General features: G+C 44.3%; 4 protein-coding genes. 1 reads left to right on the forward strand and 3 read right to left on the reverse strand.

The genetic code is table 11. The annotated features are described in order from the left end of the window. Positions 1–580: 580 nt before the first annotated feature. From BA1DRAFT_RS20305 to BA1DRAFT_RS20315, 3 genes are all read right to left on the reverse strand, one after another. Positions 581–958, reverse strand: coding sequence for a VOC family protein (locus BA1DRAFT_RS20305; protein WP_036783104.1), 378 nt, complete (start codon positions 956–958; stop codon positions 581–583). 291 nt (positions 959–1,249) lie between these two features. Next, the gene (locus BA1DRAFT_RS20310; RefSeq protein WP_036783106.1) at positions 1,250–5,680 is read right to left on the reverse strand and encodes a SpvB/TcaC N-terminal domain-containing protein; all 4,431 of its coding nucleotides are present in this window, start codon (positions 5,678–5,680) and stop codon (positions 1,250–1,252) included. Between the two features lie 52 nt (positions 5,681–5,732). Further along, on the reverse strand, positions 5,733–13,295 hold the full coding sequence (locus BA1DRAFT_RS20315; protein WP_036783108.1) for a Tc toxin subunit A-related protein: 7,563 nt from the start codon (positions 13,293–13,295) through the stop codon (positions 5,733–5,735). Between the two features lie 700 nt (positions 13,296–13,995). Here BA1DRAFT_RS20315 and BA1DRAFT_RS20320 point away from each other — a divergent pair. Beyond that, positions 13,996–14,907 carry a LysR family transcriptional regulator gene (locus BA1DRAFT_RS20320; protein ID WP_036783111.1) on the forward strand — a complete coding sequence of 304 codons (912 nt, stop codon included), beginning with the start codon at positions 13,996–13,998 and terminating at the stop codon, positions 14,905–14,907. Positions 14,908–15,117: the final 210 nt, after the last annotated feature.

Consider the following 15,117-nt stretch of genomic DNA (forward strand, 5'->3'; position numbering starts at 1 on the left):
GCCGAAATACACAAAACCGTATGTATCTGCGCAGTATATCTCAAAAGATTGTTTCAGATATCGTCTGGATTCCAATATGTCGTCTTTTAAGGTAACAACTTATAATGACTTACTTGAAGGAACTTAATCCGATTTGAGTGATCTGGCAATCGTCAAAAAGAGAACGTCAACCTAATCGGACTGGGTTAGGTCAATTATGGCACCTATACCGATTCACCAAGAAAATTGTTTAGATTTTGGTTTTAGAGAGGCAGTATGAATTTAATAATCGCTGATGCCTTGGAATATAAAGTCAGGGTAAAAGAATTCGCGTTTGGGGAAAAAATGTCATTATTATCGGCTTGCAAAATACAAATATCATGATGTTCAAGTCTAGATTCTCGAAGAGGAGAAGCTAGACAGCCAAAACTGATCATAGGTAAATTATTTTGTTTTAGAAACTGATGCAATGCGTGTGCGATATTTATCTACTAGCTTTGAAAACCAGTCCGTCATTAAATTTTGTCCTATTCTATACTGACTAAATGTTTTCATAGATAATGCCATTTTTTATTAAGATTTCAGAATAAGATTGCTCGGATTATCTATAGTTGGGGTCAAGTAACGCAGTTGGTGATGATATATCTAGCAAAGCACCACTTTCATCTTTAATCAGAAGGCGGCGTTGGCCATAGGGCAAATCACGTGGTGGTTCAACGATATTGAATCCAAGTTTCTGTGCTTTCAAATAATAAGGCTCAACATCTTCTACAATACAAGTTATAATAAGTCCCTGGCAAGACTTCTGATATATTTCTGGAATAAAATCACTCGTTCTTAAAAAAGAGGAAACTTGTCCATGTTTTTCAGAAGACATTGAAATAAACCAGTTGGATTCGTATTCAATATTAAAATTCAAGAGGTTGACAAATAAATCCCGTGTACTTATTAAATTGTCGGTAAGAATGTTAGTTAGCATATTGCGTCTCCTTTTTTAGGGGCCTACCTCATTAGGCTATATCATTTGCCATTTTGAATCTGGATTGGGATAGGATCTAAAACATCAGAATCTATAACCAAGTCTTCGGATAAACAAAGATATAGCGAATGATTTAGTATCTTCAAATCCACTTTAACACATCCTCGAAAATGATAAAGTGCTCTAGTCAAGTATCATTAATGTTGTAGTTGAACTTTGTTCTGATTGTGCCAGATTAAATTTATTTATTATATTCGCTCGTTAACATTAAACGAGCGAATATGGGTTCAATTACACGAGCGCATCAGCGGCTAAATCATTCTCATCTTCACTCACGGTAAACCACGGGAAATATTGGCTCTGTCGCAGCCAGCCTTTTGCGGTGATAACCCGGATTTCCCGCCCAATCGGATCATAAATATGAGTATCCGCATAAGCCTCTTTTCTGGCGCTGTCATCACTCACATATTGCCAATCGTTGAGAAAATAGGGCTGATAAGTTCGTATCATCTGCCCCTTATTATCATATTCGGTGCGTCCCGTGACCGCCCAACGCGTTTTAGTATCCGCCACTTTTGTCACCAGAGAACCGTCTTGGTTACGTTGCCAGGCTTCGCCTGCCTCATGTCGTACAGACGCTTGCAATAGACGGCCAAAACCATCACTAAATGCGACTTGTTGGCGAATTTGCTGCTCAGAGTCGCGGTCATAACGGTCTGTGGTCAGCGTAAGGTTATGGGGAGGTAAACCAATGCTGTTGGTTAACAGTTTAACTAATGGTGTACTGATCTTTTGACTTTGTAGCCAACGGCGGCGAGTCAGTGCGCAAGTACGCCAATCTTCCGTGATAATCCGTGAATCACGCAGCGTCTCCTGCTCTTCCTGCGTTAATGTGTTGAAGGTTTCTTGACTGAATAGTGGCATCCAACTGTCCGGTGCATAGACCAGACACTGTGCGACAGGGAGTGGTCCGGTTAGATTAATAGCGGTATCAATATCGTTTGGTGGAGAGAATGGTTTTTCTTCTGATGAAGAGTAACCTGTTGCCACACCGCTTTCGATCCCCCAGAAACGTTGCGTGACAGGGCGTCCCAGAGCATCCAAGGTGATGAGATGCACATTATCGTTGATGTCAGTCAGTTGCGTTGGTGTGAGAAAACGCCAGTCATAATTGGCTGAGACGGTGAAGCCGGCAGCATCTTGGGTTTGGGTGATGACACAATAGTGAGTATCCCATTTTAGCGTCATTTTCCCGGTTAACAGGCTGTTACGTTGTGCGACAGGACGCCAAAATTGTGCTTCCGTTCCGTAATCGGTATAGCCTTGGCGGGCTACCCAGACGTTGTTTTCGTCGGGGCGAGGGAACAGATAAGGCTCTTGTTGGTATCCGGCCTGTGTCAGAATGCCGGGTAATTCGTCTGGCGCAATACCGCCATCAAATGCGGATAATAGAGATTCCGTTAATACCGCCGTTTCGGTAAAGGCGATTAACGCTTGTCGTGTCGGTGTTTTCAGTGGTGTTTGGTTTTTCCCGTCGGTATAGAACGTTCGTTGCTGATTGAGGTATTCGCGAGGTTTATCATCGGCAATCAGACTATTTTCAGCACACAGGGCTTCCAGATTTAAGCCATCAACCGGTACCTGTTTGGCGTCGTAAGTGAAGGCATCACTGCGTGTGCCATCCGGTAATCCCAACACTCTTAGCTCATTACCAATAAGATGGTGCCAACTGGATTGTCGGCAGGTTAATCGCAATAGCTGTTGTTGATCGTCATAACTGCTGGCAAACAGCGTATCCGGTAGGGTATCGGGATACGGATTGGTTGTTGGTTGATTGCGGCGGGGATATTGCACGGAAACCTGTTTCAGTGGTTGCCCGAATAGGTCACTGGACAGCGTGATATCCTGATTGCACTGGGGATCACTGATAATACGTTCATAGTGATAGCTACGGCTTTCCACGACTGAGGCCCAGAGCGCCGGGGAAACGGTGGCGCCATCTTGTAATTGGCGCACTTGTGGACGGGATTCAGTCACTGTATAGGGGATCTGTTGCTGTGCGCTGCCATCCAGCCCGTAGAGTTCACTACGTAGTGGCTGACCTTTTAGCGCCCGGTTTAACCAGTACAGATTATGGTCATCTTCCGGTGTTAATGGAACATCTTTACCCTCTTTCCAGAGAGTAAAGCGTGGCGTAAAACCGGTGAAAGCTTGCTTATCGCCACGCCAATACCCGGCGGATAACGCATTATCCACCGCAGGTAATCCGGTGGCATACCAGCTTTTGGTAAGTGCCGGTGGTGTACGTTCCGGCGCATTGCCTTGAGCGAGTTGATGGCTGTCTGTCTGCTCAACATAACCAAAGCCACGAAATTCCCGTTCACGTCCATCCCAGGCGCCGTGGGCGTAACGTAAAGTGGTCACTAATTTATTGCCGCTGATTTCATCCTCGGTTGCTGTTTGCCAAAGGGTATGGACCGGGAAGGGCAGGTAACAGACCGGTGTTTGTCCGGTAGCCAATGCCGCGGCTTTTTCATCCAGCCAGAACTGGACAGAGCTACGGTAATGCAAGGTGTGATTGGCCCCCATATTGTTATTCATTTCACTGAGTAACCACGGTTTCGCGTTGGTCAGATCGCAGCGCCAATGATGTGGCGCCATATGCGGTACGCTCAGGATCAGGCTGACAACGCCTAACCCCTGTACATCGGCCACTTGCAATTGGCAGGTGTCATCAAAACGCAGGCCGTCAGGAAAAGAGAGTGTGAATGGTTTTGCAAAACCGTTGCCACTTTCATTTTTGAAAATATCCAGACGGTCAGCATGAACATAAATCAAATCGGCAGGGCCGCTCCCATCTAAATCGGCCAGATGAACTCGATCAGGATTAAAACTGGCGGCAGATTGGCTGAATCCCGGCAATACGATTGGCTGACCAAAACGGCCATGCCCCAGATTCGGCCAGCAGGTGACTTGAGTTGCACTAACTTCAACCAGATGTGCTTGGCCTGAACCCAGTACGTCACTAAATGCTACTAACTTACGGGCATCGGCACCCGGTAGCGGCAGGGTGATATCACCGGATTGCACCACATCCCGTCCTTCGGTAAAACCATCACGGTTATTAGCATATAAGCGCACACTTTTGGGACCAATTAGTACTAAATCGGACAGCCCGGCTCCCATTAAATCGGCAAGTTGAGCGCGAGGATGAGAATATTCTATCGGCAGGGCATGTAATGGCGTAAAACGCGTCCAACTGCCATCCGGGTGTTGGCTGTGGTAGCCCCTTAGCCCCGGCCCGGTAATCACCCAGTCCAGTTGCCCGTCACCGTTAATATCCATCAGTGAGGCGTTATCCTGCACAGCCGGTGTGATGGGAAGGAGTTGCATTTTCCCCCAAGTGACCGCATTCATCTCTTCCCCTGCTTGACGCTGGGCGGATCGATACCACCAGCCATTTTTATCCTGATAGAGAATGCCGGGTACGCCTTCTCCTTTCAGGTCAAGCAGTTGCCAGCGCTGAATGGTGTTGAAATTTGCCAGTACATCCATTGATTGCCAGAGTGCGGTTTGTTCTGGCTCAAAAGGCTGATAGGCCAGTTCCAGTGGTGGCAGCGCAGTGACGGTGCTGTTGTCCTCATGGCCTACCCGGCGGACAGAAACGAGCGTACTGACCATCGCGTTTTCGTCATAATCCAGTATCAGACGCGACACTAGCGCAGGTTCATCATCCCCTTTTGCCTGACCAGACAGGGTTTGTAGACGGTGAAACATCAGTATTTGGCGGCATAAGCGGCGAGTACGCAATTCAAAACCGTACTCATAACGGGAAAAACGGTCTTTTCGGCAAAGCCAATTGCTTGTGGTTTTAAACAGCGGCATTTCAGATAAGCTGTTTTTGCGCTCACCGTAGTCAAATATTAAACAGAACAACCAGCCAGATTTAAGTGGGTCATCTCCGTTTAGTGTAGGAAAAACGTCGCTGGCGGTCAGGTTCCCGTAATGTACCGTTTGCAGGTAGCGCTGAACGGTTGCGCTGGGGTGGGCTGCTAGCTCGTCGGTTTCACAACCTGCTTCATCTTCAGCGCGATATTGATAATAAATCTGTTCGCCGTGGGATGATACCGAGGCTTCCAACAGCCATTGCGCTGTTTGGCTAACATTGAGTGGATTGATGATACGTGCCTGAGGATTTTTGCCCAGTAAATGGACCTGTCCGTCGGGGCTGTATATCAGCCAGAAATCGGTTGCGCCGGTTGTTTGGGGTTGCCAGTATTCCAACCGGCTAAAGTGGTTTTCCAAACGGGAGCGATAACCGGTAACGGTGAAGGTCGCACCCAAATTGATGCCCTGCAATGAGGATTCACTGCGGATATCCTCTTGACCTGCCTCATTTAATGCTACGACCAACACTTCACCTTCCGGCCCCAGAAAAGTATCGGTTTCATCGTAATTCGGTACGCCGGTACTGGTGCGACGACGAATTGCCATGACGCCGCAGTCCCAACCGAGACCAAATGGGCTGTTACCGGTTCCACTGTTGTAATTCAGAGTGAGCGAGGGTGCGTAACCACGCCCGGCGGAAATGGGTAATGGCAGGGATAAGGCGGCCATACCATCCGGCCCGGCTGGTGTTAATGCTTCACCCATACCGGTAATAGCGCCGCCGCCTTTGGGTAATGACAGCTCGGTAACACTGAATGTTTGTGAATTCTGCATAAAAACTCCTTACAGGCCCCGATTCGGAGCCTGTTTTAGTACGTTGGGACGGTTATTTAATGGTGTAGCGAATATGCAAAATGATATCGTTCAGGGTTTTTAACATAGTGGCTTGTTTACCTTTCTCCGGCATGGATGCATTTGGGAAGCTCAGTGTCAGCGTGCCTTGATCAATGGCGATGCCTTCGAATGGCAGGAATTTGCCATCGTTGAAATCGAGCTGGAATTGGCCGCTGTCATTCATACCGTGAGAAACTGCCAGCGCTTCACAGCCGTTAGCTAATCCGGCTTTATCGCCGTAAGACAATATTGCCTGTACATCCTGATACGGTCCCAGTAGCGCGGGCAAAGTGACGCTGATCTGTTTGATACGTCGAATTTTGCCAAGCGATGCCGGGTAATCTTCACGAATTTTCAAATCAGCGAATGAAACTGATGCTTGCAAAGAGGTTTTAGTGTCCGTGCCGGCGCCGAACGCCAAATTATTATTACCACTGCCGGCACTGCCTGAACCTTGACTCACCAGCTTGTCAATTTCCTGAGCCAGGGAAAATGGACCGTTATCTTTTGGTAATCCTGCATAAACTTCGGCCAGCGATACTGTGCGTTCAACCTCTAATGCGCGTTTATCGCGTTTCAGATGAGCGTCTTCCATTTGTGCCAGACTCAGCATCAAGGTTTCACCTGCAAGCAGACCGGCATAGGTTCCCTGCCAGGCGCCCGGTTTAATGAAGCGGGCAGAGTCATCATTGAGTTCCCAACGGTAAGCTTGTTCTGCCATCAGGCAACGCGCGACGGCCAAATCGTAGAACTGGAAGTAAATCGCCGCCAGTCGGCCACGTAGCCAGTTGTACAATGCCTGATTGCTGAACTTACGTTGCAGGAAGGCCAATTGGGATTGGGTCTGTTCTTGTTGGGTTTTCAGACTGGTTTTCTGCAATACGGCGGCTTCACGGCGTACTGCCAACGATTTAAGTTGGGCGTCGAGTTGTTTCAGCTCCGCTTCGGCATTATTACGCTGGATCTCCCACTCCTGACGGCGACGACGGTAGGTTTCAGATTGGCTAATTTTATCCGCTTCGGTGTTCATAACATTCGCGGAGAACTCCATCACATAACCTGTCGCCTCAGCGATAGCCCCCCAACGGCTGCCGCCACCGGCAAAGCCGAAGATGTTAGGCACCAGATCAGCCGCCGCACCGGCCAGACGGGATGCCTGAACTGCCGTGGTAAGCCCGGCGGCGGACGCTCGTAGCGTCATGGCTTGGTTTTCACCGGCGTTGATATTCTCATCGTACAGTTTGCCGTAGCTATCAAAGCGCGATTGTGCTCCCGCTTTGGATTTTTCCAACACCGTTTTCTCGGCATCCAATTCTTCAATGGTTTTGTCCTGAATGCTCAGGTTAGTCAATATCAGCTCGGCGGCCTGATTTTGTAATAACGCATTGAGCGCTTCCGCGTCCTGACGTTCGATAATATTTTGTAATGTGGAGCCGAACTGGGTGAGCTGGCTAACCATGCCGCGCGCATTTTCCAGCATGTGCGGGAAACGCCACAGGGACATAAATGATTCCGGTAGCTTGCCTCCACCTTGAGAAGTGGCAACGGCGGCGCTGAGTAACGCTTTCGGATCGGCCGGTGTGGCATAGATTGGCAGATATAACGGTTGGCCGTCGATAGAGAGGTTATGACGCAGGTTGTATACTCTCTGAGCTAATGTCTGCCAGTAATTCATCATCACTTCATTGATTTGCGGCAGGAAGAGATCGGTCAGGGTATTGGCGCTGCGCAATGATAAAGGTGCCGGTGTAGGTATATTCTGCCGCAGAGCGACTATTGCGCTGTCGTGAGCATTTTGGGTAGTGATATCCGCGGCTCTGTCTAGTCGTGGATCACTCCATGTCGTACTCAGCGGTAGATAAGGTTTGTCGCCTAATAGATGCAGCGCTTGCATATACCACATCTTCGCTTCGTTGAGTGTATCTCGTTCCAGTTGGCGATAAGCATGGTCGCCGCGTGCTATCAATAGATCCAAGGTACGCATAAAAGTTGAAACTTTGTAGTGCATTGGATCGTGCTGTGCTACCGCGTCAGGATCGACGGAATCCAAAGGATCACTGTTCCAACTGGTGTCTTCCAGTAACGGGCGGACGTTCCACTGGTAGTTCTGAATCTGGCCGTGGACAATATAACCGGATGGACTCCAGACATATTTCAGCCAACGGTTGGCTTCATCGAAGTTCTGTTCATGCAGCAAACGTTGAACAACCAGCATCGGGGTATAGTAGAACAGTTCCCAGAAATAGAGGCTGTTAGCGCCGCTGAAATCCATTGGTTCTGTGAAAGTAGGTACGACTCTGGCTGATGCAAGTCCCGGGAAAGTCCCATTCTTATAGGTCGTGTCGAATGTAGCGAGTTCATCATTATCCTTTTTAACAAAGCGGATAGCATTTGTTTCCTGTTTTTGATAAACCGCATAGACATAGAGATTGTCTTTATTTCCATGAGCATCATCAAAGCGAGGTAAGAATAATTGAATTTTTGTGGGTGCAATATCGCTTAATGTCCCTTGATAAATAGGAAACTTATCACCAGATTTAAAAATATCGTAATTGAGGAGTATAAAAGATTTATTGGCGCCGTGGATTTCTGGATCATATTTATCCATAACTAATTCCACGTAAGCCCCAATTCCCATCATGGATTCCTGAATATTCTGAGTTTCCATACTCAGAATCGTGTCGATTCCGGTAGTAGCCCGTGCAATCAACTGACGGGCAAATAGAGTATTCAGTCGAGTACGATAGGCTTGCCATTGCATATATTGCGCACCATTTTCATTATGGTGCAGGGTCAGGGCATTATCGGTACTTACCTTGCGGGTAACAGGAATACTGAAACTTTCATAACCCAGTTTGCGGCCATCCTCCGCAAATGCGGTAAAGGTGACATCAATACTGGCTGAATTGTTAATAAAATTCAGACCAGAACCGTCTATTTCGAGGGTATTAAATTGATAATACATTTCGTCAAAGTTAGGTGATGGCTGAATAGAAACATCTTTATCTGCGGTAAGCTCGTACTCTTTGCTACCAGCCTTCACAATTACCTTAACTTTTGCAGCAGGAATTGCAGTTTTGATTTCTTCTGCGTTATAGACATCAGTAGCAATAATGCGGAATCCATTATTTGTGTCCTCCATATAGAGATATTGCTTAAATAAAGGCTCTTGATTAGAAGTATCTATAATATAGCCGTTATTACTATTGGTAACTTCTGAATATAGGCTTTGTCCCCAATTAGGAAGAAAGACACTTACTTTACCAATTTGGTTATCCCGATAAAACAGTAATCTACTTTCTCTATTATTAGTAGCGTTTCCACTATATTGATAAACCGGGTATATTAACTTTTTATTTGATGTCCATTGTGTATTGACACTCAGATTGGTGTAGATAATAAATTTATCACCCAGTTTGCCATATTTTTTTATCAGATCACACTGATGACGTGTCCGCTCATCAGCTCCTTCATGGGTAATTCTTAGCTTAGGTGAAATGTGGATTTTTAAATCACTTGATGATGCTTGGTAACGGATAATGGGAATATCTCCACCATGCACCATACTGAGGTTATATTCTCCTCTGCCATAACTGTTATTGCTATTTACCGATGAAGGGATTTCATAATTTTCGGCATAGCGGTTATTCACTCTTCTGACATTATTGGTATCAAATTGTTGATAGCTATTATCCCGATAAACATTGCTCTGTTCTGGAGTCATATCTTTGGATACCATATCGGCAAAGATATATAGCCCTTGCATTGAAGCGTTTTTATAACTATCTAGTGTGTCTTGCTGGTTATAAAACATCACCAGCAACGTATCTTCACCTTGATAACCGGCACAATAGAGTCCGGGCGCTCTATTTTTTGCCAGTGCTAGCTTGGATATTTTTTCATTGACATCAAAGGTGATTGGCGTATTCCAAGTACCGTCATAGCGGATATGTGCCAATTTCAGTTCATAACGATAATCCGTTTCAGTTTGATAGCCATCTTTACTATTTCCTGTCTGTTTGGTTATCTCCTTTTGTTCCAACCAGAGCAGATACAGGCGGGATTTATATATCACTGGACGGATAGTGCTTTTATAAGGGTTAATTGGACAATCAATTTTATGCCATTCACTCCAGGCATTAGCCGCGAATTTACCATCGCTGAATTTACTATGATCGACACTGCGCCAATAATATTCACCGGCATCAGTTTCACTGAGCCCGATAAAATAGGTCAGCCCTTGATCGTTATTAATATTATCGTGATACGCGCTAATAACTTTAAGATTAGCCACCTGTTCAAACGATGTCAGGTAGGACATAAAGGCATCTTCGACCGTATCGGCGTTTAATTGGCTTTGGCTGACGGATTGCAGTAATGCGTCCATCATTTTGGTTTGTCCGATACGCATGGTCGGATCAATATAGTTTTCCGGGTAGTAAACTAATTGAGAAACACCAGCCCAAGTGCTGTAGCGTTTATTATATTTGTCCCAGTCGATAAAGAATTGGCGGCTGATAACCCCCGAATTGGCATTTTCTTCCACATTTTCCAATGCCCGGTTGACGTACAGTTGAATACTGGCAATGGCTTCGGCGATCCGGGTGGTTTTTATTGCCGCGGAAACCTGATTATCAATCAGTAAATACTGATACAGATCATCACGGCTTTTAATCGCCGCCGCTGCCTTGGCGACTTGGCGGATATAGTAGGTGCTTAATGCGGCACTGCGGGATTGATCCAGAAAAGCGTGTAATGTATCCGCTTGTTGTGAATTCAATCCGGCGGTTAATATTCCCGCCGCGTTTTCCCACTGGGCATAGGTCGGCGTCTCTTTCATTGATTGAATATAATCCAGCCCGACCAAAGCGGAAACGCCCTGTGGTGCGACATTCAATTGCTGTGCAACATTAACCCATTGCAGGATAGTATCGATAGATGTCCAACAGGAGAAAGCATTTTCTTGAGTCACTGGAGGAAGATGTTGATGATTTTGTGCTTGAGTACTGGCTTGCAACAGCAAATTAGCATCAAGATTCATGGCATCTGCCAGTTGTTCAGCCGTTAACGTGTTAGTTTCAAATGCCGCTAACACCGAGGAGGCTTTTTCGCCTAGTGTGTTCACCCAATCCGCAAAACGCGCCAGCATAATCAGTGAAAGGGCATCATGCGCAGGCGCTGCTCCAGTTGCAGCGCCAAACATCTCTGGTCTTGTCACAAACAGGCGGAAGGCATTTTCGTTGATGCCGGTGGAGTGATAAACCATTTCTAATTGCGCCAGGGCCTGACAATACTGAACGATATGTTCCTGCATTTCTGCTGCTTTCGATGAATCCGGCTTATACTGAGTATTCAACCAGTCCCAGAATTTTTCTGCTGTCATTACGCCGTCGCCGGGCTGTAACTTATCTGCCCAAAGGAGTACCGAGTGGGCGACATTTTCCGATGATAATTGCAAGGTGGCCGCAATATAGGGCGCCATGACATGTAGTAATTCTGCTTTGTCTTTATCAAAACCTTGTAAACCGTGGTAGACGGTATCCAGCAAATTCTTAATTTCAGGCGTTAGCGTTTTGTTATAGCTGGTGGAGGTCATGACAAATAGCTGGAATACACTCCACTTCTGTGTATGTAACCAGCCGGTAATAGTATTGAGTTTTCTGAGTAGGGTAGCCAACTGTTTATCACTGATAGCGGATAGATTAGTTTTTCCTTCACCTACGGCAACCAGTAATAAATCCAATTCATCAATGGTTAATTGATGAATATCTGCCAGTAATTTACCAATATATAAATTGGAAAGATTCTTTAGGTTATTTTTAATTTTTCCGTCTTTATTATCATGGTCGGTAATTTTAAGCAGCCGGTAGAGCGAGACATCATCGATATTAAATGCACGCTTAAGTACAGTTTTACGCCAATCACCGGTGCTACCTGAATTTAAATCAATCTCTTCATCGCCGGTAGAAAAATATTGTCCGTTCAGTAATGGCGTATTAAACAGGCGATCAAATTGGCTAGGTTGATTATCGTATGAACGTTGTGAAATAGGTGCATTGCATAGTATCAGGGCAGTTTCAGCATGAATAGCATAACGCTGCATATAATATTTAGTCAGAAAAACTTTACCTAATACGTCTGTGTTGATATCCAGTTGTGGATTAACACTGCGCACAATGCCTTCCAGAATAGTAGGTGACAATTCTGTCGCACGGGATAGACGAATAGCCTTGTTAAGTTTTAGCAGAAAAGAGTATTGGTTATACTCTTCAACGGTAAATTTTGCGGCGGCATATGCCCAAGAACCGGAAGGAAGTACTCGTGTCAGGCCAATTTCAAAAGGTTGACTGATATCAGCGGTATTTAATGTGATATTTGCGGAGTATTCTATATTGACTTGAGGAGCGCCTTCAGTTCGAATAAGTTCTCTTTTATCATTTAACTTGATGGATAAATAAGAGGCATCATAAAATTTTTTGAATTTATAATCTAACCGATAATTCTCACCACCGAAGGGAAATAGCTCCACATCCATTTGATAAGCATTTGTTGTATATTCGCGGGTGATCCGATATACCTTGACTGTGCCATTACTGCTGTTAACTACCGGAGTAATAAGTTGGTTATTACTATATTCCTGTTGACCAAAATTGCTGGCTTTACCAATAAACTGGCTAAGCTCTTCATCACTTAAATTGTAATAACGTTTAAGGTATTCCGGCATAGCCAGTGAGGCCGGTTCGATATTACCGAAGTTTTTCTTATAAAGTTCCTCAGCATTACCTTCGGTAATCTCCTCTGTCAGAATATTAAACAGCTCAGGCGAGATTGAAGCGTTAATACCCAGTAGGGAGGCTTGATGCATTAGCCCGGCAATTGCCGGTGATGCATTGAGTTGCTCAAGTCCAGGATCTTGTAGCTGGATAACTTCACGCACATTTTCATAGGCATCGTGATAAGGCGTCGCGCCGGAAGGACGGAAAGTGGAGAGCATTTCCATCACTTTGGTATAGTTTTCCAGCTTAGACTCAGTTTTAATGCTTTCCAATAATAGCTCGTTGGACAAAGAGAGTGTGGATAATTCTATATCCATATTTTGCTGACTGAGCGCCATTGATTTGAGATCTGGGCGGCGGGTATCCAGGTGATAAACGGAGTCGCTGGCGTGTAAATTGCGTGCTTCACGATAAAGTTCAGTCAAATAAGCGGCGGGGGAGAACATGGAAGAAACGGTACCCGGCGCAACATATTGACTGGCTCTACCGCTAAATTGATTGTTATAGCCTATCAGTTCAGCATTGGGAGCGAGAATGGCAAGATGCACCGCATTTTGTAATTGGGGATTGGCGCGTTTGAGAATACGCGCTTCGTACAGGCGATTATCCTTTTGTGCCTGTTGTGCATTATGATATAAGTCGTGTGTTTCGGACCAGGAGAGGTGCTCAGATACTTGCTGGCGAAATTCATTAAAAGAGCTGTGGCTAATATCTGTCAGACAATTAAAACCACACTGGCTTTTTAATACATCAGGTATCTCTTTTACAGACTCGTTCATATTTATTCCTTTTAAATCATAAAGTAAATGAAACAGCCTTGTTGCTTTTACATCATGGATCAATAAGAGAGTGATTCCGTTCCATCGGAAGAAGGGATAATCAAGGATAGGTTTTGAGAAATCGCTAAGGGTACGTATAGAAATAGTTTGCGAGTAACAAATAAACCTAATCTTGATCTCTCAGAGAATCACTATCTCATTGTTTTGTTTAAATAGCTGTTGCAAAAAAAAGCAGATGCAAAATTTGCAACTGACTTTCTAATAAGCGTTGAATGGAAATAACACTTTATTGTTCACATAATGAACTGTGCGAGAAGGGGGAAGTTCAGTGATGGTGAATATAGATTGTATAATTTACTTGATGTTAAATCTGTGATTATTTTATATTGAACATTATAGATGTTTTGTCAACCAATTGAAATATTTAATTAAATGGTTAATGTTGCCTGTCTTTTCTTAATAATAACATGTGACATTTATTTAGAATTACTATTGTGATTTAAGGGTGGATTACGTTTATTTGGCAACAATAATAAAAAATGTTTGATAACTGCTAAGAATAAAGATGATAAAACTCAATCCCAGTAAATACACACTTCAATGTTAAATAATGCAAAGAAGAAAAGTTGCTGTAATGTTTCATTGTTAATATTCCATTCTATTTCGGATGGAACAATTAATTAGAATAGAAGGATATATGATGCTATTTTGTTCAAAGCACTTGAAGTATTTTATGGAATCGGCGAAAAAAGAGTCATTCACTTTAGCAGCGGATACGCTTTGTATTACTCCTTCCCCTCTAAGTAGGATCATATATCAACTGGAACAACGTGTGGGCTGTCAACTGTTTGAAAGATTGCCGGGAAGGACCAAATTGACTGAGGAAGGGATGGCCTTATATCAGGAGCTATTGCCGTGTTATGAGAGAATTCAACGAGTTGAGGATAATTGGCATTATCGTAGAAGTGAGAAATTAGCAACCGCAGGAAAACTGGTTATTGGGACCAGTGGAGAATATATTAATAAAATCCCGGAAGTGATAAAAAGAGCGGTTCAACGTTATCATTATCGCGATATTTACATAAAAAATCATTTCATTATTGATGATTCGGCAAGAAAAGAGACAATATTTTCTGCTTTAATGAAAGGCGAGATAACCATCTATGTAACCACTGAACATTATCCTGATAACGATGACATTATCAGAATAGACGGAGCTTATCAGATTCTGCGTCTTGCTATCGCGAATGATATTTTAGCCGCGGATAGTCATGCTGATGATATTATATATACACTGCCTTTAGCTCAACATAATAGTGCTTTCTTTAAACAATGTGACAGTTTTATTTCGCTGAATTATCTACCTGAGTACCAGAATTTAACTTTGCTAACTGTCCCTGATTTTACTCATCGGTTGGATTTAGTGAGATCGGGGGTGGCGATAAGTTTAATGACACCGAACGAAATGCTCTGTTCTGCTCACCTTCATCAAGGGATTACCTTTTTGAATTTTAAATCGTGTCCAACGCCGTCAGTGAGGTATTGTGCTTATACTCTCAGGCATCAATATAAAGAGCCATTGAATTTATTGATTTCGGATTTGATTGTTTAAAGGTTATCTTGAATTGCTTTAATCCACCACGTTATTCAATTTATGATGACTAAATAACTTTGCAAAATTATCTAATGATCATAGGGATCATTAGATAATTGGTATCTAAAATGTGAATAGGCAAGTAACCTCCCTTTACTTAACAGACCTATACCTTATAGATTTCAAGATACATCGCGACGGCAAGGGAGCGAATCCCCGGGAGCATAG

Origin of the sequence: Photorhabdus aegyptia (assembly GCF_000612035.1) — a bacterium.
Classification (GTDB): domain Bacteria; phylum Pseudomonadota; class Gammaproteobacteria; order Enterobacterales; family Enterobacteriaceae; genus Photorhabdus; species Photorhabdus akhurstii.

Bases quoted from the DNA above. Each gene is read 5' to 3' on its own strand.
- BA1DRAFT_RS20305 (WP_036783104.1), bottom strand. From the start codon at position 958: ATGCTAACTAACATTCTTACCGACAATTTAATAAGTACACGGGATTTA.
- BA1DRAFT_RS20310 (WP_036783106.1), bottom strand. From the start codon at position 5,680: ATGCAGAATTCACAAACATTCAGTGTTACCGAGCTGTCATTACCCAAA.
- BA1DRAFT_RS20315 (WP_036783108.1), bottom strand. From the start codon at position 13,295: ATGAACGAGTCTGTAAAAGAGATACCTGATGTATTAAAAAGCCAGTGT.
- BA1DRAFT_RS20320 (WP_036783111.1), top strand. From the start codon at position 13,996: ATGCTATTTTGTTCAAAGCACTTGAAGTATTTTATGGAATCGGCGAAA.